At 67.4% G+C, this 22,573-nt stretch carries 20 protein-coding genes; 4 read left to right on the top strand and 16 right to left on the bottom strand.

Annotated features, from left to right (window positions below):
- Positions 1-59: 59 nt before the first annotated feature.
- From KUV67_12390 to KUV67_12375, 4 genes are all read right to left on the bottom strand, one after another.
- Complete coding sequence (locus KUV67_12390; GenBank protein MBY6205684.1) at positions 60-380, bottom strand: hypothetical protein; 321 nt, start codon at positions 378-380, stop codon at positions 60-62.
- Complete coding sequence (locus KUV67_12385; GenBank protein ID MBY6205683.1) at positions 364-1,152, bottom strand: methyltransferase domain-containing protein; 789 nt, start codon at positions 1,150-1,152, stop codon at positions 364-366. Before KUV67_12385 ends, KUV67_12390 begins: the two co-directional genes overlap by 17 nt.
- A 146-nt stretch (positions 1,153-1,298) precedes the next feature.
- A complete protein-coding gene (locus KUV67_12380) occupies positions 1,299-1,697 on the bottom strand; it encodes a hypothetical protein (protein ID MBY6205682.1) in 399 nt (132 codons plus the stop codon).
- A gap of 126 nt (positions 1,698-1,823) precedes the next feature.
- The gene (locus KUV67_12375; GenBank protein MBY6205681.1) at positions 1,824-3,272 is read right to left on the bottom strand and encodes a beta-lactamase family protein; all 1,449 of its coding nucleotides are present in this window, start codon (positions 3,270-3,272) and stop codon (positions 1,824-1,826) included.
- A 461-nt stretch (positions 3,273-3,733) separates the two neighbouring features.
- Here KUV67_12375 and KUV67_12370 point away from each other — a divergent pair, with 461 nt between their 5' ends.
- Together KUV67_12370 and KUV67_12365 are read left to right on the top strand one after the other, a co-directional pair.
- Entirely contained in the window at positions 3,734-6,583 is a 2,850-nt protein-coding gene (locus KUV67_12370) for a choice-of-anchor D domain-containing protein (GenBank protein ID MBY6205680.1), read from the top strand.
- Between the two features lie 259 nt (positions 6,584-6,842).
- Positions 6,843-8,021 carry a metallophosphoesterase gene (locus tag KUV67_12365; protein ID MBY6205679.1) on the top strand — a complete coding sequence of 393 codons (1,179 nt, stop codon included), beginning with the start codon at positions 6,843-6,845 and terminating at the stop codon, positions 8,019-8,021.
- Here the strand turns inward: KUV67_12365 and KUV67_12360 are convergent.
- The 5 genes from KUV67_12360 to KUV67_12340 form a co-directional block, all read right to left on the bottom strand.
- Positions 7,999-9,060 carry a hypothetical protein gene (locus tag KUV67_12360; protein ID MBY6205678.1) on the bottom strand — a complete coding sequence of 354 codons (1,062 nt, stop codon included), beginning with the start codon at positions 9,058-9,060 and terminating at the stop codon, positions 7,999-8,001. The two genes, KUV67_12365 and KUV67_12360, sit on opposite strands and share 23 nt — an antisense overlap.
- Positions 9,053-9,865 carry a hypothetical protein gene (locus KUV67_12355; GenBank protein ID MBY6205677.1) on the bottom strand — a complete coding sequence of 271 codons (813 nt, stop codon included), beginning with the start codon at positions 9,863-9,865 and terminating at the stop codon, positions 9,053-9,055. The genes KUV67_12360 and KUV67_12355 overlap by 8 nt, the downstream gene beginning before the upstream one ends.
- Positions 9,866-9,983: 118 nt before the next feature.
- Positions 9,984-10,664 (bottom strand): hypothetical protein, encoded by a 681-nt coding sequence (locus KUV67_12350; protein ID MBY6205676.1) that lies wholly within the window; start codon positions 10,662-10,664, stop codon positions 9,984-9,986.
- 82 nt (positions 10,665-10,746) lie between these two features.
- Positions 10,747-12,858 carry a diguanylate cyclase gene (locus KUV67_12345; GenBank protein ID MBY6205675.1) on the bottom strand — a complete coding sequence of 704 codons (2,112 nt, stop codon included), beginning with the start codon at positions 12,856-12,858 and terminating at the stop codon, positions 10,747-10,749.
- Positions 12,859-12,988: 130 nt separating this feature from the next.
- On the bottom strand, positions 12,989-13,462 hold the full coding sequence (locus tag KUV67_12340) for an NAD(P)H-dependent oxidoreductase (GenBank protein MBY6205674.1): 474 nt from the start codon (positions 13,460-13,462) through the stop codon (positions 12,989-12,991).
- 102 nt (positions 13,463-13,564) lie between these two features.
- On the opposite strand from KUV67_12340, the gene KUV67_12335 reads away from it, so the two are divergent.
- Both KUV67_12335 and KUV67_12330 read left to right on the top strand, forming a co-directional pair.
- Positions 13,565-13,702 (top strand): DUF3096 domain-containing protein, encoded by a 138-nt coding sequence (locus tag KUV67_12335; protein MBY6205673.1) that lies wholly within the window; start codon positions 13,565-13,567, stop codon positions 13,700-13,702.
- Between the two features lie 124 nt (positions 13,703-13,826).
- Positions 13,827-14,525 (top strand): hypothetical protein, encoded by a 699-nt coding sequence (locus KUV67_12330; protein ID MBY6205672.1) that lies wholly within the window; start codon positions 13,827-13,829, stop codon positions 14,523-14,525.
- Here the strand turns inward: KUV67_12330 and KUV67_12325 are convergent.
- From KUV67_12325 to KUV67_12295, 7 genes are all read right to left on the bottom strand, one after another.
- Positions 14,506-15,222, bottom strand: coding sequence for a hypothetical protein (locus tag KUV67_12325; protein MBY6205671.1), 717 nt, complete (start codon positions 15,220-15,222; stop codon positions 14,506-14,508). The genes KUV67_12330 and KUV67_12325 overlap by 20 nt on opposite strands.
- Before the next feature lie 95 nt (positions 15,223-15,317).
- A complete protein-coding gene (locus tag KUV67_12320) occupies positions 15,318-15,614 on the bottom strand; it encodes a DUF1801 domain-containing protein (protein MBY6205670.1) in 297 nt (98 codons plus the stop codon).
- A 122-nt stretch (positions 15,615-15,736) separates the two neighbouring features.
- The gene (locus KUV67_12315) at positions 15,737-16,141 is read right to left on the bottom strand and encodes a GFA family protein (protein MBY6205669.1); all 405 of its coding nucleotides are present in this window, start codon (positions 16,139-16,141) and stop codon (positions 15,737-15,739) included.
- Positions 16,142-16,723: 582 nt separating this feature from the next.
- Positions 16,724-17,212 carry a YaiI/YqxD family protein gene (locus tag KUV67_12310; GenBank protein MBY6205668.1) on the bottom strand — a complete coding sequence of 163 codons (489 nt, stop codon included), beginning with the start codon at positions 17,210-17,212 and terminating at the stop codon, positions 16,724-16,726.
- Between the two features lie 7 nt (positions 17,213-17,219).
- Entirely contained in the window at positions 17,220-19,796 is a 2,577-nt protein-coding gene (clpB, locus tag KUV67_12305; GenBank protein MBY6205667.1) for an ATP-dependent chaperone ClpB, read from the bottom strand.
- A gap of 210 nt (positions 19,797-20,006) precedes the next feature.
- Positions 20,007-20,513 carry a hypothetical protein gene (locus tag KUV67_12300; GenBank protein ID MBY6205666.1) on the bottom strand — a complete coding sequence of 169 codons (507 nt, stop codon included), beginning with the start codon at positions 20,511-20,513 and terminating at the stop codon, positions 20,007-20,009.
- Positions 20,514-20,661: 148 nt separating this feature from the next.
- A complete protein-coding gene (locus KUV67_12295) occupies positions 20,662-22,554 on the bottom strand; it encodes a hypothetical protein (protein ID MBY6205665.1) in 1,893 nt (630 codons plus the stop codon).
- Between the last annotated feature and the right edge of the window lie 19 nt (positions 22,555-22,573).

The following is a 22,573-nucleotide window of genomic DNA, read 5'->3' as shown; positions in this document are numbered from 1 at the left end:
CGATCCTCGGGTTGGGTTCCGGATTCGGGGCCTGGTCGGCCGCTCCTGCCTGGTTCGACCTAGGCGCCGGTCTTCCTCAGCCGCTGCGGCGAGGCACCGGGCACGCGCTCGATTTCGCCGCGGACTTCGAGCTCGAGCTTGACCGTCATCAGGTACCAGCCCACGGAGCCGAAGGCGGCGCGGCGGTCCTCGTCCAGCGAACGATCGAGGGCAGCCGAGATGCCCGCGCGCAGGTCGCGAAACGGCGTGCCGTCCTCATCGGCACTGAGCGACGCCAGGATCGCATCCCGCATCGCGTCGAACTTCCAGCGGAGAATCCGGGTGGGCCGGCCGCCCGTTTTCGGGGTCCGGCAGGTCACGCGGTCATCGGCGGCAGTCATCGACCGTCTCCTCGCGCGGCCTGCGCGCGATGTACATACCGTAACTGTAGTACGTACCGTACCGTCGATACAACGCGATCTCCCGGCGTTCGGCCTCGACCAGCCGGGCCGCCTCGGGCCGGCCGCGGTGCCGCTCCAGGAAGGCATCGAAGCTGGCCTCCAGCGGCTGGTAGTACTCGTCCAACCAGCAATCGGGCGGCAGGGTGAAGTAGCCGATCGGCGAGTAGCCCGCCTCTTCGAGCGCCTTCATCTTGCTCGACGCCGTGCCGATGTCGGGATACGCGTTGCTCCAGAACTGCTCGATCGCGCTTGGTCGGCTGCAGGTCGTCCAGGTGATCTCGCTGACCGCCAGCACGCCGCCGGGCTTGAGCTGGCGGCGCCACGCCCGGAGCCCGTCCGCGAATCCGATCGTGTAGATCGCCCCTTCGGACCAGACCGCGTCGAAGCGTGCGTCGACGAGGGGAAGCGCGTCGATCGAGGCCCGGACCGTCGCCACGCGGTCGGAGGTTCCGGCGTCCTGCGCGCGCCGCTGCAATCGAACGAGAAATTCGCCGGCCAGGTCGACGGCCGTGACGCGGGCGTCCCGTAGCGCGGCCAGTTCGAGCGTCGAGGCCCCCGTACCGCAGCCCAGATCGGCGATCTCCAGGCCGGTCCGGTCTCGAAGGCCCGCGAGCTCGATGGCGCGTCGGGTCGCAGCGCGGCTGCCCGGCCCCTGGCGCGACCGCTCGAGGTGCAGATCGACAAGGAGCTCGAGGTCGCTCGCTTCGGTCATCGCGCGCCAGGCACTGCGGCAATCGCATCACCGTGCGTCGGCGAACAGGCAACCGCATGGGGGAACCGCGAGAGCCTGGGCAAGTGCGATGAAGACATCGACCGCGTTTCAGCCATCGGCCCGGGCTGCGATGGACATCGTCCGGATCACCACGATGGACGCTTCGGCAGCGAGCGAAACCAGTTCGCCCAGGGGATCGCGATCGCATCGACCGCGACGCCCACGAGATTGGCGACAGCGAGCTCCTGCGCGGCACCGGACAGGGCGCCGGACTGCCACAGGGGCCATCCGACGAACAGCAACCAGACCAGCTTGTAACTCAACTGCACCGCCAGGACCCAGGCCATTCGTTCCGGGTACACGATGCCGATGGCCGCCAGCAGCGTCAGCACGCCCCAGAACGCCATGGCGACCCCTTCGATCGGGTCCCGGTCCGGAACCAATGCGAACAGGTCGCCCCAGACCGACGGCCCGAGTGCGAGCACCGTCAGGACGAACACCACGCGGATGATCGTGCGGCGCATGAGCGAGAGCTTCGAGTCCATGATTCGTCCTGCTCCGGAACCAGAAGCGATCTTCGTCGATTCGCCCGGCAAGCGCACGGGCCAGACGTCACATCGATCGAACCCGGCCGGACGAATCCGTGCCACCACCCCGCCGCGACTTCTCGATCACGGACCCTCGGCCAGGCGAAGCCCCGCCGGGGCGTCCTCCGCTTCACCCCAGATCAGACGATCGACCCGGCCGTCGGCGTCGCGGCCGAAGCGAACGGTCGCATAGAGCACGCGTGAGAACCACCGACCGTCGCCGCGATAGACGAGCTGGGTTTCCGCGCCGCGATTGGCCCGCGCGAAAACCTCCCGGTCGCGCACATCGATGTACACGGTCAGGTTCGGCCCGAAGCCGAAGGCGCCTTCCAACGCTTCGAGCTCGATCGACGCCGGAACGGGTCGAAGGTCGGCGGGCGGCACACCTGCGTCGATCTCGACGTCCAGCGCCGCGGCAGCGACGATCCGCCGGATGTCGTCGCGGGCGACGGACTGCACGTTGCCGAGGACGACCACGCTCAAGCCGTCGTCCGGATAGCGCACCGCATCGCTCGAGAAACCGGCGACCCGGCCGTCGTGCCCGATCGCCGGTCGATCGAAGCGGCGAAACACACTGATGCCGTAGCCGTAAGCGTGGCCGTGATCACGCGTGAACCGCCCGTAGGCCGACGCGGAGAGCAGACGCCCGGAATGGATGGCGCTTGTCCACGCCAGCAGGTCCTCGGCATCGGTCTCCAGCGAACCCGAGCCGACCAGGAAGGCGGTCGCCGGTCGCCGGGCCGGCTGCAGGCCGTCGATGCCGTGCGGGTCGTAGCCGCTGACCCGTCCCGTTCGCGCGTCCGGGCCGATCTGCCGAAGCGTCCTCAGCCCGAGCGGCTTCGCGATCCGGCGTTCGGTGAACTCGGCGTAGGTCATTCCGGATACGCGTTCGATGACGGCGGCCAGCACCGCGTAGCCGCCGTTGGAGTAGGCATACGTCGTTCCCGGCGCGTGCGTCAGGGGCCGTGCCGCCAGCTCGTCGATGACCTCCGCGAAGCGACCCACCGCGCCGCCGGATCGACCGAAGGACTCCAGGTCGTAGATGTCGGCCACGCCCGCCGTATGCACCAGCAACTGTTCGATACGGATGTCGTCGTCGGGCTTGAATTCGGGCAGGTATCGTGCAACCGGATCGTCGACGGCCAGTGCGCCGTCCTGTTCGAGCAGCAGCACGGCGACAGCCGTGACCTGCTTGCTGATCGACCCGATCCCGAAGATGCCGTCGGGCCGATGACGGACTCCGAGTTCGACCTGGGCCAGTCCATAGGAACGAATGACCGGCGCCTGTCCGTCGTATCGGTAGGCCACCACGCCCATGAAATCCCCCGACGCCACGAACGGCGCCAGCGCCGTGTCGATTCGCGCGGTCCGGTCCTGGGTCCGAACCGCCGCCCGATCGACGGTTCCGGGCGCCGACTCCGGTGACCGGCTGGCGGCGACCGATGGTTCCGCAAGGAAGAGCATCGAGATCACCATCGCGTGGCGAAGCAGGGTCATGCGAAGTGTCTGGCGTTGCATGCGTTCGGTGCTCATTCCAACGACCTCCATGCCACGGCGCGCCGTGCGGCGGCAAGCGGGTCTGCGATCCCGCGCCCGGTCCGCTGCAGCTCGATTCCCGGGCCCGTGGCGCTGCGCGCCCGCACGGGCTGTCTCTGGAAGACGCTCGGGACGCTCCGATCGTCGCATCGATTCGGTGCGCGCCGACGGCAGGTCGAGGAGCCGACGCGTGTTCGAAACCATCGCCTGCACCTCGCCCCATGCCGCCGCCGCAGGGCCACCAGCGACGGCCCGGGCGGGCACGCTCGGACGCATCGATCAGCCGGCGCGTTCCTCCTCTTCTCGACGGTATCGCCCCTGGAACGGGAACTCCAGCACCGGTGCGAGAACTTTTTCTTCGCCGACCACGCATGAACCTCAGCACAGGCCGATCGCCTCGCGTATATTCCCCACCCGTTCGACTTTCGCGAACCACAACCAAAAGAGGGGATCCAATCGTGAAACTCCGTTTCGTTCTCGGCCTCTGGCTGGCCGCGGCTTCTTCGCTCGCGTTCGCCCAGCAGGTCCTCGTCGAAGAATCCTTTTCCGAAACCACCGCACCCGGCTTCCTGATCCTCAGCGATGCCGTCCTGACCGCGAACACGGTCGACGCACCGGGCAGCGGCTGGCTTCGACTGACCGGGCTGTCCTCCCCGAGCGGAACCGGCGTCGGAGGCGCGATCTACGACACCGCCTTCGCCAGCACCAACGGTATCCAGGTGACCTTCGACTATGCGACCTACGGCGGCAATGGAGCCGACGGCCTCACCTTCTTCCTGATCGACGGTGCCACCACGAACCCGGCCCTGGGCACCGGCGGCGGCGCCCTGGGCTATGCCGGGACTTCGGACGGCTCGAGCCCGGGCGTGACCAACGGCTACATCGGCCTGGCGCTGGACGAGTTCGGCAACTTCGCAGGGCCCGGTGCCGGCTCCTGCAACGAAATTCCCTGCAACGGCGGTGTCGGGGTGAGCATCCGGGGCTCCGGCGACACCAACGACCCCAACGGCTTCAACCTGCTTTCCTACACGCCGTTCTCGGTTCCGACCGGAAGCCGTGTTGGCGCTCGGCCGGTCCGCCTGACCATCACTCCTGCACCGGCGGTCACCCTGACGCTGGAGATCGACAGCGGATCCGGCTTCCAGACCATCGTCAACGCCCTGGACATCACCAGCGCGAACTTCAGCACCCAGGCGCCGATCCCTCCGACCTTCAAGCTCGGCTTCGCGGGTTCCATCGGCGGGCTGAACAACATCCATGAAATCCGCAACCTGCGCGTCACCCAGGCCGGCCTGACCGTCACGCCGAACCCGCTGGACTTCGGTGACGTCAACGTCAGCACCAGCAGCGGAAGCCAGACTGTCCTGGTCGAGAACACCAGCGTGTTCGACATTCAGGTCAGCGACATCACCGCCGCCACAGCGCCGTTCACCCGCTTCGGCGGAACCTGCCCGAACGCCACGCCGTTCACGGTCACCGCGAATTCGAGCTGCACGATCGAGTATTCCTTCGGTCCGGACACGACCGGTGTAGCGACCCAGACGTTGACGATCACCAGCGATGCGCCGAGCTCGCCCGACGATTTCGAACTTCGCGGGAACGGCGTTCAGCCCGCGCTGACGATCGCACCCGACCCGCAGGACTTCGGTGAACAGGCGGTCGGCACGACCAGTGCGCCAGCAAACGTCACCCTGACCAACTCCGGCAGCGGCACCCTCCAGGTGAGTAACGTCGCCGCGGTCAGCGCTCCATTCGCGGCGGCTGGGGGCAGCTGCGGAAGCGCCCCGTTCACGATCGCTGCCGGCAACAGCTGCACGCTGGCCTACACGTTCTCGCCGACCGCGGCGGGTGTCTTCGGCAATTTCGTTCAGGTCGACAGCGATGCGCCGAGCTCCCCGGAAACGTTCGATCTGCTCGGAGTCGGTACGGAGCCGAACCTGGCCATCACGCCGAATCCGCAGGACTTCGGGGACCAGGAAGTCGGAACGACCAGCATCCCGGCCAGCGTCACGCTGTTTAACGGCGGCTCGGCCGATCTGGATGTCAGCGCCGTCGACGCCGCGGCAGCACCGTTCGCCGTCGCCGGTGGTTCCTGCGGCGCGGCGCCGTTCACGATCACCGCCGGTAGCAGCTGCACGATCGACTACACCTTCGCGCCCACTGCCATGGGTCCCTCGAGCCAGTCGATCTCGGTTTCTTCGAACGCCCCGTTCTCGCCGGACGCTTTCGAACTGCGCGGCAACGGCACGCAGGCCGCCCTGACCATTTCCCCGAACCCGTTGGACTTCGGCGACCAGGAAGTCGGCACCACCAGCCCGGCCTCGACGGTCACGCTGTCCAACGGCGGTTCGGCCGACCTGGACGTCAGCGCGGTCGATGCCGCCGCCGCACCGTTCGCGGTCGCCGGTGGAACCTGCGGCGCGGCACCGTTCACGGTTCCGGCCGGCGGCAGCTGCACGATCGACTACACCTTCGCGCCGACCGCCACCGGAGCCGCGAGCCAGTCGATCACCGTGACCAGCAACTCCGCCACGTCGCCGGACAGTTTCACGCTGCAGGGCAACGGCACCCAGGCCACGCTGACGGTCTCGCCGAACCCGCAGGACTTCGGCGACCAGGAAGTCGGCACCACCAGCCCGGCCTCGACGGTCACGCTGTCCAACGGCGGTTCGGCCGACCTGGACGTCAGCGCGGTCGATGCCGCCGCCGCACCGTTCGCGGTCGCCGGCGGCTCCTGCGGCGCGGCACCGTTCACGGTCCCGGCCGGCGGCAGCTGCACGATCGACTACACCTTCGCGCCGACCACGACCGGAGCCGCGAGCCAGTCGATCACCGTGACCAGCAACTCCGCCACGTCGCCGGACAGCTTCACGCTGGAAGGCAACGGCACGGAAGCGGTGGTGACGCTCGATGTCACCAGCCTGTCGCTGCAGGTGGACTTCGGCGGCTCGGCCACGGCCACCGTGAACGTCACCAACGACGGCGCGGCCGACCTGACGATCTCGGACATCGCCGACCTGGCGTTTCCGTTCTCGTTCGACGGCGGCAGCTGCTTCGCGGTGCCGACGACGCTGGTCCCGGGTGAAAGCTGCTCGATCGACGTCCTGTTCGACCCCGGCACCGTCTCGGGCTCGTTCCTGGACAGCTTCGACATCGTCAGCAACGCCGCGTCCAGCCCGGACACGGTCACGCTCCAGGGAACGGCCGGCGACGCCATCGCCATCCCGGCGCTGGATCGTACCGGCCTGATCCTGCTGGCGCTGCTGATGATCTCCATCGGCGGACTCGTGGTTCGCCGCGCAGCCTGATCTCGGGCTCGTTCCACGGCCGCCCGCCCCGCGGGCGGCCGTTTCTTTTCCACTCCTCCCTGTTCGTGAATTCAAGAGCCGCTGGCCGATCGCTGGACCGGCAGCCGGTTGGCTATGATGGTGCATGACCTTCTGTTCGAAGAATCTTCGCGCCAGGTCGAGGATCGGGAGCCTTGCCCGGCCTCTGACTCGCGCGCGCAACCGCCTTCGGCTCTGCATCATCGGACCGACCGCCGCCTGTCTGCTCGCCGCCTGCGCGATGGCGGAACCGGCGATCGATCCGCACCATCTCGACGGCATCGATCGCATCGTCGCGATCGGCGACCTGCACGGGGACTGGGACGGCTACATGGCCACGCTGCGCGCAGCGCGACTGGTCGACGGCCGCGAGCGCTGGGCCGCAGGGGCCACCCATCTCGTCCAGACCGGCGACATTCCGGACCGCGGTCCCGATACAAGACGCATCATCGAGCACATGGCAACGCTGGCCCGTCAGGCCCGCCGTGCCGGCGGCGCGGTCCATAACCTGATGGGCAACCACGAGGCGATGAACGTCTACGGCGACCTGCGCTACGTCACGCCCGGCGAGTTCGAAGCCTGGGCCGACGGTCGCTCGAATCGACTGCGCGACCGCTATCTCGACGAGCTGCTCGGCCGCATGGAACGCAACGACCCGGAGGCCTTCGCCGCCCTGCCCGACGACTTCGAACAGCGCTGGAAGGCCGAGCACCCGGAAGGCTGGCTGGAGCACCGCTATGCCTGGAGCCCGCTGTGGGCCGACGACGGCGAGATGTACGAGTGGGTGCGCGACCAGCGCGTCGCGATCCGGATCAACGACGTGGTGTTCCTGCACGGCGGAATCAGCGCCGACTACTGCCGCTCGTCACTGTCCAGCTGGACCGAGCGTGCGCGTGACGCGCTGGACGCCCGCAGCCAGGAAGAACTCGACATCCTGGTCGATCCGCTCGGCCCGCTCTGGTATCGCGGCCTGTCCGGGGTCGAGCCGACGGCGGCGCCCGAGACCGTCGACGCCATCCTCGATCGCTACGACGCAAACCATATCGTGGTCGGCCACACCCCCACCGGCGGCGTGATCTGGCCGCGCTACGGCGGACGCGTGATCCAGATCGACACCGGGATCGCGAGCTACTACGGCGGCCACGTGGGCTACCTGGAAATCACGAAGGAAGGGCGATTCGCGGGCTATCGCGACGGACGCATCCGCCTGCCGGATCGGGACGGGGACCTGGCAGGCTACGTCGCCGAATTTTCCGCGCTGCACGCCGGCAACGCCGAACTGCTTGGACGCATCGAAGAATTGCGCGCCGAATCCCTGCCCGACTCGCCGTCGAGCGATACGGCGAGTGCAGGCGATTCGTCGATGGAAGCCGCGGCCTCGCCGACCGGAGATTCGATCAGCTGCGGCATGCCCCGGTAATCATCCGGTCGAAGCGTCGATCGCTGTCCAGCACCTCGAAGAAATCGTCGAGGTAGCGCTCCGCCTTGCGCTGGCTGCGCGAGGTCAGGCGCGTCTCGGAGGACAGGATCCGGTACAGCTGGGCACGACGCGACTGGAACCGTTCGCGCGCGGCCGCCAGGCCCTCGTTGTGGCGGCAGAACCCACGGAACAAGCGCTGCCGCACGTCCTCGATCGGCAACTGCTCGGGCGCTGCCGCATAGCGGGTGTCGACCCATCCGGAGCTGTCGAAGTCGTACGGCACGGCGTAGACCGGGTGCAGCGTCTGTTCGCTGCCGATCAACTTGACATTGTGGCAACACTCGTCGCCGACGCCGCCCAGCGGCGAGAAATCGACGTTGCCGATCATGAACTGGAACAGCATGAACACGCTGGTCTCGAACGCGGGCAGATCCGAAGGACGGATTTCCTTGACGTCCAGCTTGTCGAGGCCGTGTCGATTGCCGACCAGTCGATCGTCTTCGATCAGGAAGGCGACGTGCGGGCCTTCGCTGCGCTCGCGTTCGACGTCGACGTAGACGATCTCCGCCGACCGTACGCGAAAGCTCAAGTCGGTCAACGCGCTGTAGAAGCGATAGGCAAGGAATTCGAGCACCACGTACTGGGCCCAGCGTTCGCTGCGATGACAGTGGGTGACCACCTTGATCGTCCGATTGCCCGCGAACAGCGTTCCATCGATCTGCGTCTCGTCGAACCGCAGCCGCACCGGAGGCATCGCGCAGATTTCCTGGCGCGAGATGCCCCGTCTTTCCACCGTCAGTGCCAGCGGGCCCTCGAGTCCCGGCAGGCGCAGCTCGGCATCGTACGGTCCTTGTTCCTCCCGCTCGCGGCGCAGGCGGCGCCATGGGGCGCGGATTTCCAGCGGCAACGGTTCGGCGTCGAGGCGTGAGGCATCGAACAGGGGAACCGGGGGATCCGGCGTTTCGGCCAGGGCGATGGACCCGACGAGCACGAGCGCCCAGGCAGCGCGCAGGGACCCACTCGCGCGGCGCTCAGCCACCGGTATCGTGGCGCGGGTCGTCGTCACCACCGGTCGCCCGCTCCTGCTCGGCCCGCTGGATCGCCGCCTTGCGGGCTCGCTTCTCGCGCTTGCGCCGCGCGACGAAGTCGGACTCCAGCCCGTCGCCGAAGCAACAGACGTAGAGCGTTGCGTAGCTGAAGAACACGGACAGCACGGCGGCAATCTCGAGCGCCTCGACACCGGCGGCGATGCCGGCCCCGATCGCGACCAGGATGAACAGCGCATCGAAGGTGTCCTGCAGCGCACGCCGGAACTGGACCCCGGCCACGATGCCGGCGAGGCTGAAGGCCAGCGCCAGGCTGTGCTGGACGACCAGTACGATGGCGGCGACCACGCCAGGCAGGACCAGCGTCGTTTCGTCGAGCGAATGATCGAAGGTCTGGGCGCGGTACATGCGCTTGTGGACCCAGGCGACCGGCAGCATCAGGATCCACAGGCCGACCAGCGCGATCGCAAGGCGTCGCGCGTAGCCCAGCCGGTCGAGTTCGCCGGTGGCGTCGAGCACCGTTCGAACGATTTCGCCCTCGGTCACGGCGGGTTCGGGTGACGGCCGCTCCACGGACCAGGGGCCGCTTTCGGCCAGTTCCTCGACACCGCCAACGGGCAGCAGTTCGACGAGCGGCGGATAGGCCACGAGCCCGATGACGAGAACGACAGCCACGATCGCGTGGTAGGCCAGCATGCGACGCAGCAGGCGAAACCCCTCGCGTCGGCGAAGCTCACGCTGCGGCCGGCCGCCGGAGGCCTGGGGCGTTTTCGGCGCTGCGTCTGCAGGGTGGGTCAAGGCGACCTTCCTCCCGTCTTCGCCGCCGGCATCGCCTCGCGATGCCCGGCCACGAGGCACGGCCAGAATACTTCAGCCGCCGTAGCTTGCCAACTTGCCGATCCCGGCGCTCGCTTCGTCAGGACCGGTCGCGCGCGAACCAGAGCACGTGCTTCGCCCCCTTGCCGGAGCGATGCGGACGCACGACCTCGGTTGCGACCTCGAAGCCGGCCGCACGAAGCCGGTTCGTGAAGCGCTCGTCGGGTCCGGCCGACCAGATCGCGAGTTCACCGCCGGGACGCAGGGCCGCCCTCGCCGCAGCCAGCCCCGATGGTCCGTACAGCCAGTCGTTCTCGACCCGGATCAGGCCCTCGGGACCATTGTCGACGTCCATCAGGATGGCATCGAACTTCGAGCCCGGCCGACGAAGACATTCGGCGACATCGCCGACGTACACCGTCGTCCGCGGATCGCGGAGCGGATGACCCGACGGCTCGCCCACGAGGTCGCGGTTCCAGTCGACCACTTCGGGCACCAGTTCGGCGACCACGACCTCGGCACCGGGCCCCAGGGAACCGAGCGCGGCGGCCAGCGTGAAACCCATGCCCAGTCCACCGATCAGCAGGCGCGGTGATGCCTTCCCGGCGAGGCGGGCGCAGGCCCGCTCGGCCAGAGCGATCTCGGACCCGTGGACCCGCGTGTTCATCAGCTCACCGCGCCCGGGAATCGAGATCGCGAACCGATCGCCGTGCTCGTGGAGTTTCAGCTCGACATCGGTATCGGGAATCGTCGCAGAGGCGAGCAATCTGGACTTGGGCACGGGATTCCGGCGGGTACGGGGCGTTGGCCTAGGATACCGGCACGGGCGGGGACCGGCCGGCTCGATGAACGGCCGTGAACGCTCAGGCGAGGTCCTCGAAGCTGGTGATCCGATTGCGACCGGCCCGCTTGCTGGCGTAGAGCGCTTTGTCGGCCTGCTTGATCAGTTCATCGAATTCGCAGTCGGCAATCGAGCCCGCCGTCGTCACGCCGACGCTCACCGTGAACCGGAGCACGCAGAACTCGTCGTCGATGGACATCCGCTCGACGGCGGCACGGAACGCTTCCAGCCGTTCGCGCGCGCCGTCGGCGTCGGCGCCGACCGCGAGCACGAGAAACTCCTCGCCCCCGCTGCGGGCGACCAGGTCGCCGCTGCGCCGGAACATCGAACGCATGAGCCGGGCGAGCTGGACCAGGCAGCGATCGCCCGCGGCGTGGCCGTGCTGATCGTTGACGTTCTTGAAGTGGTCGATATCGATCATCGCCAGGGAGACGGGCAGCCCCTCGCGCCGGGCCAGGCCGAGCAAGTTTTCCGCACCTGCCTCCAGCCCGCGGCGGTTCAGCAGCTCGGTCAACGGGTCCTGGCCGGAGAGTGCCTGCAGCGCCTCGTTCGCACGCTCCAGCTCGGCGGTCTTGAGCTCCACCGCGCCCTCGAGCTCGTCCTGGAACTGCAGGGACAGGCTCCGCGCCTGGTCCAGCGCGTCGGCAACGGCCACGAACTCGGGGCTGATCCGTTCGTGATCGGCGATGCGGATCTGCCGCCTGGACGGATCGAGGATCTGCTCGGTCAGCGACGACAGGGGCCGGGTCATGCCTCGCGCAAAGGTGCGGCTGAGCAGCCAGGCGAAGCCGATCAGCGCCGTGAGCCCGGCCAGGAAGATCGCGAGGAACAGCCCGATCTGGCGCTCGACCACGCTGGTCCGGCTCAGTGCGTGCACGGTCCAGCCGTCGGCGGTCTCCGAGGATTCGATGAAATAGCGCACGCCGCCGACCGAGACCTGGTCGATGTCCGCGATGCGGAATCGGTTGTCCCGCGTCAGGTCGACAAGGGATAGCGGCTCGACCGGCAGGTTCTCCGGCACGTAGAGCGCGCGTCCGGCCCGATCCACGACCAGCACACTCTCGTGATCGTCGAGCACCGATTCCAGCCGCGCGAAGGCCGGCAGATCGAGGGAGCCTTCCACGATGCCGACGAATTCACCGTCCGCGCCGGTCAGCGGGGCACTGATCGCCACGATCGGATCGTTGCCGAAGCCCCGGCCGCGGAACCCGTCGGACAGGAAACGCACGCCCTCATCCTTCGGGACCCGGAAATAGTCGCGGTCCGCGACCGACCGCTGTGCGGCAGGCAGTTCGGTCAGTCGCCGGAAGAAGTTCGCCGGCACACCGTGAACGATGTTTCCGTCCGCGTCGGCCAGGAGCATGCTCAGGAATCCGGGATGCGCCTGCTGCAGTCGATCGAGGCGCGCAAAGCGATCGGAGTCTTCCTCGCCGGCAACGCCGAGCGTTCCGGTCCGCCTGCTGTCCTGCGCGAACAGCATCACCGCGGTCTCGTGCCGGTCGAGGTACGACTCGGCGAGCAGCGCGTAGTCCTGCGACCGCTGGACCAGACGGCGGTCGATTTCCGTACCGACCACGTCGATCGACCGATCCACGATCATCAGGGCGACCACGATGGCGGGCAGCGCGATCAGGGTGACCACGAGCGAGAACACCTGGCGGAACAGCGACACGCGACGCAGGGACTTCAGGACGGCGGGGATGCGCAGGCTGACCACCGCAATGAAGGCGCCCCCGGCCAGGGCAGCGTTCAGCAGTCCGTTGATCGCCTGCTTCAGAACGCCGATCCACAGGTAGCCCTGGGCCATCTCGACCGAGTAGATCGCGATGAGGTAGTTCAGCGGCAGTCCGATGACCAGCCAGAACACCAGCGCCGCCGACACCAGCGGCACGCGCCGGACCAGCAGCCACCAGATCGCTGCCGTTTCGAGCACCGCGAGCGGCGGCCCGAGCCAGCCGCCGAGCGTCCAGGACAGGCCGGCGCCGGCGGCCAGGGACACCAGCAGCGCCGATCGCCGGCCGAACAGGAGAAGCACCAGCAGCGCGAGCGACTGGCCGAAATGAAGCGTCAGCGAGCCGAAGATCGGAACCAGCAGCCAGCAGTTCATCAGGAATGCCGCGACCATCAGCGACATGTCGCGGGTCGCGACCCCGGATCGGCTGGAACCCCTTGTCAATGATCAGCACTCGCGAGATCAGCTTGCACTATAGCCGAGGCACCACGAAGCGGCCAGCGGGCCCCGGACCCGGGCTGCCGGCATCGATCTAGAAGACGCCGGCTTCCAGCCCGGCGGCCAGCGTCATGCCGAGCTCGCGCGCCGACCGCACGAACGACTCGTCCCATTCGCCACGACAGATCACCGGCGCCTGCACCCGCTTCCAGTTCAGCCCCCCGCAGATGCTCTCGATCGCGCGCCGGGTGCCGGTGCCGTCCTTGCCCGCCCGGATCAGCACGGCACAGGGCAAGGCGTCCGTGCGCTCGAGCAGTTCGTAGAAACAGCGATCGAAGAAATCCTTCAGCGCGCCGGCCATGTAGCCGAGGTTTTCCGGCGTCACAAGGATCACCGCCTGCGAGTCCAGAACGTCGTCGGCCACGGCGTCCAGCGGCCGGACGAAGCGGACTTCGACACGCTCGATCGAATCGTCGCGGGCGCCCGAGACCACCGCCTCGCACAAGCGCTGGAGGTTGGGCGAAGGATCGTGGCCGATGACCAGCAGTCGAGAAGGGCCGTCGTGCATGCATCAAAGGATAATCGAGGACGATTCCACACACGGGAGGCTTGACAGGCGAGGATCGATCTCTCATCTTCGGCACCCCGTCACGCTATCGAGGAAACCGCCATGACGCTCCACCTGGAAATGATGCCGCTGCTGGCGCTGATTGCCGGCATCCTGATTCTGCTCGTGCCGAAGCTGCTGCGCTACATCGTCGCGATCTACCTGATCGCGTTCGGTGTGATCGGGTTGCTCGGACTCTGAGGTCGGCGTATCCGCCTGAGCATCGATCGCGGAAGCCAGCGGCCGGCAAATCGGCGGCCGAATGACAGAGGCCTGTCGGTCGCACTACACTGCGGCATCGGAGTCGGTCAGGGAGGGCCGTTCCATGCCGTATGCAAAAACTGCCGTCTTCTGGTTCATCGGCTTGCTGGCCGTTCTCGTCCTCGGCTTCTGGCGAAGCTACTTCTCGGTCATCTTCGGGGACGTCCACCCGACCCATCACGCGCACAGCTTCGCGATGGTCGGCTGGGTGTTGCTGCTGATCCACCAGGCGTGGCGAATCCGGGGCAGGAACCTGCCAGCGCATCGAAAGGTCGGCCAGCTGGCCTGGGCGTTCGCCCCGCTGGTCGTGATCACCGGAACCTGGGTCACCCTGCACAACGCCGCTGGCTTCGACAACCCGCTTGCGCCCCCAGCGCTGAGCATCCACTGGCTCGGCTGGGCCTCGGTGATCGTGTTCGCCATCCTGTTCGCGTTGGCGATGAAGCACCGGAAGAACGCCCAGTATCACGGCCGCTACATGATCTCCACGGCGCTGGTCTTCCTGATTCCGGGCCTCGGCCGCGCGGTCGGCCAGTACCTGCCGAAGCTCGGCATCGCGGCGCCGAGCTTCTTCCAGATGCTGTTCGTGCCGTTGATCATCAGCCTCGCCCTGGTCGCCTACGAATGGCGCACGGACCGCGTCCGTTCACCCTTCATCGTCTTCTCCATGCTCTGGGGGCTCACGCTGCTGCTGTGGGTGCTGCTGCCCGAACTCGGCTTCTGGCAATCGTTCACGATCTGGGTCAACGCTCTGGACGTCTGATCGCCTGCCTCCAGGCGACCAGTCCGAGCACCACGATTCCGGCCGCGCACAGCCAGAGCACGGCCCGGTTCAACGGATCGAGGTTCGAGACGGTGATGCCGATCAGCGCCCAGATCACGGACAGGGCGTATTCCGGTGTATCGGCCCGGGCAATCTGCACCGCGACGGCGATCGCGAGCGCCAGCAGAATGCAGAGAATGGCCGCGGTCGTGCCGCCGACCCAGCCGTAGCCGGCCAGCACCAGGCCGATCGCGACGCAACTGGCCGCGGTCAACCAGCCGGCGTACAGGGCGATCGGCGAGCGCAGCCAGAGTCGGTCGTCCTTTCCCGCCATTCGCAATGCCAGCAGCGCCGTCACGAGCATGATCCAGATCAGCACCGTGGCACCGAACACGGACCGGTTGGCGATCGGAATCCATGCCGCGCCGACGGCGAGACTCGCGATCAGCGGCCAGCGCGCCGCGTCCCACCCGGGATGCTCGGCGCGCTTGATCGCTCCGTACACCGCGCCGGCCAGCAGCGCGAGATAGATCAAGCCCCAGATCGAGAATGCATAGCCGGCCGGCTGGACCGGCGGGTCGACCTGGGGAATCGGGAACTGGTCCGGGGAAAAGCCGGCGAAACCGCTGCTGAGCAGGGGCGACAGCAGGAAGGCCCCGGCGGCCAGCAACGTGAGCACTGCCTTGATTCGATGCATGCGAGCATCCAGGATGAAGAAACCGGAACGATACCCCACCGGCGCAACGACCCGGGAAGCGTTGCAGCACGGCGCCGGTTCTCCGGAGAGCCGAATCAGGCGTTCCGACGCGCCGCATCCAGCGCCAGCGGCAGGTAGTCGGCCAGGCGCTTCCGCCCGAGGTCATCGGGGTCGTGGAGCTTCAGATGCCTGCGCCCCTTGCCCCCGCCTTCGAGATGGCCGAACGGGTCGTCGATCGAGGCGCCGTGGGAGAATTCGACCGAGACGTGCTTCCTGTAGGCGAACACGCCGGCGAACATCACGTCCGCGGAAAACAGGATGCCGCCGTACTTGACGCTTTCGGAGACTTCGGGAACCCGTCGCTTCGCGAGCGAACGAACGGCTTGTACCAGTTCGAGTTGACCGCCGTCGAGCAAGCGAACGTCGTCGAGGAAACCGTCTACGGATTTTCCGGACATGTCGATTCTCCGCGAAATTCGAACGGATCGACGACGCGGGTCGGACGTCGTCGCCGCTACTCCTGCGGCGGAAAGCGATCGAACGCAGGCAGTTCGTAGGCCGCTTCCATCCACCCGATCCGCTCTGCCACCTGGATGTGCACGTGCGCCGGAATTGCCTCGGGGTCATCGTAGGTGCAACTCTGGATATCGACGATCCCCGGCAGCATCTCGGCGTTGAGATAGAACAACCCGGTTCCGCATGTCGCGCAGAACTGACGGCGTCCGTGCTCGGAAGACTCGTACGTCTTCGGCACGCCCTTCGTCACCTTCAGCGCGTCCTGCGGGTACATCGTCCAACCCACCATGGGAGCGCCGGCATGACGCCGGCAGTCCGTGCAGTGACACAGCGCATGAACGATCGGCTCCCCTCCGACCTCGTAACGAATGGCGCCGCAATGACAGCCGCCGGCAAGTTGCATGGTTTCTCTCCCATCGCTTCGATCATTTCGATCGGAACTTCGACGACCGAGGTCCGTGCCGGCCGGGCGTTTCTCCCGAGCGAGAAGCCGTTCGAACGAAAACAGCGATGTAGCACGTCGTGTCGCCTCGGAGTGCCGATCAGTCCGAACCGGCCGAAGGCGTGACCCCGTATCGCTTCGCAAGGGGAATCGACAGCACGCCCCCGACGAGAAATCCGCCTGCAGTGTTTCCGATAACCGTTCCGATGCCGACCCCGACGAGAATCGTGGCTACTACGATCGCGATGCTCCTCATGACCCCCACCTCCGGCGCGGCACCCGCATCGCCGAACCCTACCGGGCGGATTGACCGACGGTCGCATCGACACCCGAAGTCTCACCTCGCTTAACGTCACGAGAAGGTTCGAGCGGTTCGACGTCCGCCTCTCGGAGCGTCGCTCTGCGTCGACCTGTCTGGCACAACGCCGTGCGCCGCAGCGATGCAGTACTGGTACGAACGCATCGAACTCGGAGTCCGGCAGCAGGTACGCCCGTTCACGATCATGCCGGAGCGGACGCGCGCGAGCAAGCGCGATCCGTAAGCTATCGGCTGACGCTGCGGGCCAGCCAGCGATCCAGCTGATCCGCGAAGGCCTTGCGGTCGCGGTTGCTCAAGGGCGGCGGGCCGCCGGTCTGGAGGCCGCTGGAGCGCAGGGTCTCCATGAAGTCGCGCATGTTCAGGCGCTGGCGGATGGTCTCCTTCGTGTAGCGCTCGCCGCGCGGGGTGACGACCGCCCCGCCCTTCTCGATGACCTCGGCGGCCAGAGGAATATCGCTGGTGACGACGAGATCGCCCGGCTTGCAGCGGCGGACGATCTCGTCGTCGGCCTGATCGAAGCCGGTGGAGACGATGACGTGGCGGATGTTGGCGTTCGCCGGGACCTGGATCGCGTGGTTGGCGAAGGTGGTCAGTTCGATGCCGGTCCGGTGCGCCGCGCGGAACAGGATGTCCTTGATCGCACCCGGACAAGCATCCGCATCGACCCAGATCCGCGCGGACGCCTCCTGCTCGGCGCTCGTATTGTCCGCCACCTTGTCGTCAGCCTCCGATGCGCAGTTCGCCGTCGACCACGTCGACCTTGACCGTATCCCCCGGCCCGTAGTCACCGCCGAGAATCTTCTGCGCCAGCGGGTTTTCCAGGCGATGCTGGATCGCGCGCTTCAGGGGCCGGGCGCCGTAGACCGGGTCGAAGCCGGCTTCGCCGAGCAGGTCGAGGGCGGCGTCGCTGATCTCGAAGCCCATGTCGCGGTCGGCCAGGCGCTTCTTCAGGTACTCGACCTGGATGCCGGCAATCGCGCGGATCTGGGCCTGGTCCAGCGGATGGAACACGACGATCTCGTCGACGCGGTTGATGAACTCGGGCCGGAAGTGCGTGCCGACGACCTCCATGACCGCCGACTTCATCGCCTCGTAGTCCGAACCCTGCATCGACTGGATGCGGTCCGAGCCCAGGTTGGAGGTCATCACGATCACCGTGTTGCGGAAGTCGACCGTGCGGCCGTGGCCGTCGGTCAGGCGGCCGTCGTCGAGCACCTGGAGCAGGATGTTGAACACGTCCGGGTGCGCCTTCTCGACCTCGTCGAGCAGGATCACCGAGTAGGGCCGGCGGCGGACCGTCTCGGTCAGGTAGCCGCCCTCTTCATAGCCCACGTAGCCGGGCGGCGCCCCGATCAGGCGGGCCACGGCGTGCTTTTCCATGAACTCGGACATGTCGATCCGGACCATCGCGTCCTCGGTGTCGAACAGGAACGAAGCCAGCGACTTGCACAGCTCGGTCTTGCCCACCCCGGTGGGCCCGAGGAACAGGAACGACCCGTTCGGACGGTTCGGGTCGGCAAGCCCCGCCCGCGATCGGCGAATCGCGTCGGCCACCGCCTCGACGGCCTCGTCCTGGCCGATGACGCGCTCGTGCAACGCCTCTTCCATCCGCAGCAGCTTGTCCCGTTCGCCTTCGAGCATCTTCGACACGGGAATACCGGTCCAGCGGCTGACGACCTCGGCGATTTCCTCCTCGGTGACCTTGCTGCGCAGCAGCTGGAAGTTGTCCGTTGTGTCGCTCGACTCGGCCTGCTCGAGCTGTTGCTCCAGGTCGGGAATCCTGCCGTGCTGCAGTTCGGCCATGCGCGACCAGTCCTGGGCGCGTCGAGCGTTGTCGAGCTCGGCGCGGGCGCGCTCCAGCTCCTCCTTGATGTGGGTCGCGCCCTGCACCGAGGCCTTTTCGGACTTCCACACTTCCTCGAGATCGGCGAACTCGCGTTCGGCGTCCTCGATGTCACTCTCGAGGTCGGCCAGGCGCTTCTTCGAAGCCTCGTCGGTCTCCTTCTTCAGCGCCTCGCGCTGGATCTTCAGCTGGATCAGGCGCCGTTCCAGCCGGTCCAGCGCCTCGGGCTTGGAGTCGATCTCCATCCGGATGCGGCTGGCGGCTTCGTCCATCAGGTCGATGGCCTTGTCGGGCAGCTGGCGGTCGGTGATGTAGCGCTGCGAGAGCGTGGCCGCGGCGACCAGTGCCGGGTCCGTGATGTCGACGCCGTGGTGGACTTCGTAGCGTTCCTGCAGACCGCGGAGGATCGCGATCGTGTCCTCGATGCTGGGCTCGCCGACAAACACCTTCTGGAAGCGCCGCTCGAGCGCCGCGTCCTTCTCGACGTGCTCGCGGTACTCGTCCAGGGTGGTTGCACCGATGCAATGGAGCTCGCCGCGGGCCAGCGCGGGCTTGAGCATGTTGCCCGCGTCCATCGAACCTTCCGCCTTGCCCGCACCGACCATCGTGTGGATCTCGTCGATGAACAGGATGATCCGGCCTTCCTGCTTCTTAAGGTCGTTGAGCACGGCCTTGAGCCGTTCCTCGAACTCGCCGCGGAACTTCGCGCCGGCGATCAGCGCGCCCATGTCCAAAGACAGCACGCGCTTGTCGCGCAGGCCCTCGGGCACCTCACCGTTCACGATGCGCTGGGCCAGGCCTTCGACAATGGCGGTCTTGCCCACGCCGGGCTCGCCGATCAGCACGGGATTGTTCTTGGTCCGGCGCTGCAGCACCTGGACCGCGCGGCGGATCTCCTCGTCGCGGCCGATGACCGGATCCAGGCGCGACTGCTCCGCCTTCTCGGTCAGGTCGATCGTGTACTTGTCCAGCGCCTCGCGCGTGTCCTCGGCGTTGGGGTCATCGACGGTTTCGCCGCCGCGCACCTGGTCGATCGCCTGCTCCAGGCCCTTGGCGGTCACGCCGGCCTGGTGCAGGGTCTCGGCCAGCGCGACCCTGGCTTCCAGCGCGGCCAGCACGAAGAGCTCGGATGCGATGTAGGCGTCGTTGCGCTTCTGGGCGATCCTGTCGGTCAGGTTCAGCACCCGGCCGAGGTCGTTCGACAGGTTGATCTGGCCGGCCTGACCGCCGGAGATCTTCGGTAGGCCATCGAGCTTCTTGCCCAGTGCCGATCGAAGCTGGGCGACCTGGGCGCCCGCCTTGGTCAACAGGCCGCGCATGCCCCCGCCCTCCTGATCGAGCAGCGCCACCATCACGTGTTCCGGCTCGAGCATCTGGTGGTCCATGCCCACCGCGAGGCTCTGCGCATCGTTCAGGGCCTGCTGGAAGCGGGCCGTCAGTTTGTCCATTCGCATTCTCATCGCTCCTCCCGAGGCGGGTGCCGAGCCTCGGTCAACGGCAGGTTCCTGTAGTTATCCACAGGGTTGGGTCGCCGGAACAGTGAATCAAGCGCGGGCGCCGCGGGTCCCGCACGCCACCGGGCCGCGCTCGACGGCGCGGCCCGGCAGGTATCGATGATGGCAGCGGGGCCGAGATCGACCTGCCGCAAACGGCGCGCCCTCGCATCAGACGTTGGCGTCTTCGTAGCCGACCATGGTGTCTCGCCGGTGGAAGCGGCGCGCGGACTGGGCGGCCGACGGTGCAGCGTGCTCGGTCGCGCGACCGGCGCCGGCCACCCAGGCGAAGACCGCCATCGCCGCCGGCAGCATCCAGTCGTACCAGGCCGGTTCGGGCATCAGCAGGCCGATCCGCACGAAGGCGGGCACGGCCTCGAGCGCGAGCCAGTGGTCGCGCACCCAGGAGTGGATGCCGGCGTCGATCACGCCCGCAGCCAGCAGCACACCCACCAGCGCAAGGACACCGCTCAGCCGCCCCGACCAGGCGTGGACCAGCCAACCGCCGAGCACCGCGGCGGCGAGGCAGACCACCATCGCCAGGCCGACCCAGAACGTGGAGAACTCGGAGCCGTCGACCGCCAGCGCCGTGTCGGACCCGAGGACAAGGTAAAGGGGAACGAGAAACAGCAGACACCACGCAACCATCACGGCCAGGGCGGCCGTCACAGCCCACACGGTACGCACGGGAGGAGCCCTCTTGAACGCGCTCGGCATCCGGGCCGCGCCGACCGGCCGGCACGCGCCGACCGGTGACGATCAGATCACCGGGACGGGCCGGAGTTCCCGGCCCGTTCGACCGTTCTACAGTCGCGAACGGTCCGGATCACGGCGCCTCGAATCCGTCGGCGAAGATGTCTTCGAGGAAACCCGGGGCGACGATGTCGGAGGTCAGCTGGGACGGCGAACCTGCCTCCGCCACCTCGAGGGTCATGGTGCCCCGGCCGTCGACCGGCGGCGCATCGGTTTCGACTTCGAAATTGAACAGCGAGAACCAGCTCAACGCATTGGTATTGGGCGGAATGCCCGGAGGAGCGGTGAACACCAGCTCGCCCCCGATGTGCTCGACGCTCCAGTCGGCCACCTGCACGCCGTCGACGACCGGTGCGCTGAAGAACGTCTCGAAAATCTGCGCGCTGGCCGGCAGCGGGATGCGGACCTGGTCGATGTTGCGGTCGAAGTCGTAGTTCTGGACCGCGTAGTTGTAGCGCCAGCGGCCCGGCGCGACTTCCGTGGCCTTGCCGAGCACGCGCAGGTGACCCTGCGGCAGGTTCGCCGGGTACAGCGCCCCCGGCGTTTCCGACGGCACCACGATGGTCTGGTGACTTTCGTTCGGGTCCGTGGTGTCGGCGGCCACCCAGTTCTCGATCGTCGGGCCGTTGGTGAACGGGCCCAGGGGACCGAAGCTCCAGGTGCCGCCCGATTCGTTCGGGGTGATGCTGTGGAAGCCCATCGAGTTCCAGATATCGATGTCGGCCATGACCACGTACCAGGAATCGAGGAAGTACTGGGCCCCGGGGGTCTGCAGTTCGGCCGGGTCGACCACGAGACGGTTCTCGAAGCTGCCCGAGTTGTTGGTCTGCGATCCGGTGCGGCCCGGGTCGAAGAACGAGCCCTCGGAGAAGAACAGGCCGTCGGACGGGATGATGTCGTAGCGCGGCCCCTGGCTGGAATTGCTGTTGTTCGTGCCGGTGCCGTAGACGTCCTCGCATCCCGGCCAGAGCACGTTGCCGCTACCGCAGTTGATGGTGCAGTTGAAGTTCAGCGTCAGGAAGGCGTGCTTCACGCCCGAGGCGCCGAGCTGCTCGATCCGTCCGTCCGCGATCCGGTACATGTTCCAGACCAGGTACGGGTGTTGGTCGGGCGGATCGAAGGGATACAGGCCGTTGCTGCTGAACTTGGGAATCCACGCAGCGTCGCCCGTATCGCTGACGCTCTTCAGCGTGGCCGACGGCGCGACCTTGATGCCGCTCGCACTCGTGCCCTGGTAAGCGACCTGGCCGATGTTGATCAACCGGACGTCGACTTCGTAGAGGTTTCCGAGCGACGAATCCTGCGGCCAGTGCGGGCGCCCCGCGCAGCTCAGGCCACGCGCCGGGTCGCTGTAGCCGCGCAGGTTGGCGTCCGGCGGAATGTGCAGGTTGAGGTCGAGCCAGGCCATGCCGATCGGCATGTCGGCCAGTTCCGGGAAGCCGAGCGCTTCGGCCAGCGCTTCGGTCGCCCAGAGGTCGGCGTTGTGGATCGTGAGCAGCTGCTTTTCCTGGTCGGCGATCACGTGCGGATGGGCGACCGTCAGCAGGTGACGTCCCTGCCCGTCGCTGAGCTTCAGCGCCGGATGGTCGTTGTTGGTGAAGCCGGTGGCGATGAGGCGTTCCAGCGATACGCGGCGGCCGCGGTACTCGAGCACGATGTCGGTCGCCAGGTCCAGCCGGCCGGCGTCGAAATCCTCGAAATTGCCGAACGGCGCATAGATGGAGATCGAGCCCAGGTTGCGGATGTCCACCGGCGCCTGGATCACGCCGTCTCGCGCATGGCCGTCGAGGACGATCCGCAGGTCGGTCCGTTCCAGGTAGTCCGCGCGCAATTCGAACTGGCCGGCACCGCTCCAGGTCGACCAGATCGCGGAAGGATCCCGTTGTTCGCGGGTCGCATCCTCGGCCGCCAGGGCCGGGAGCAGGAAACCGCACAGCGCGGCGATCAGGGGAAGTCGCATCGTCATTCGGGGGCCTCGGCGCAAG

It is taken from the genome of Halomonas denitrificans (genome assembly GCA_019800895.1).
Lineage (GTDB): Bacteria > Pseudomonadota > Gammaproteobacteria > Xanthomonadales > Wenzhouxiangellaceae.
The sequence above is the reverse complement of the archived record's forward strand: the minus strand, read 5'-3'. Positions and strand labels throughout refer to the sequence as shown.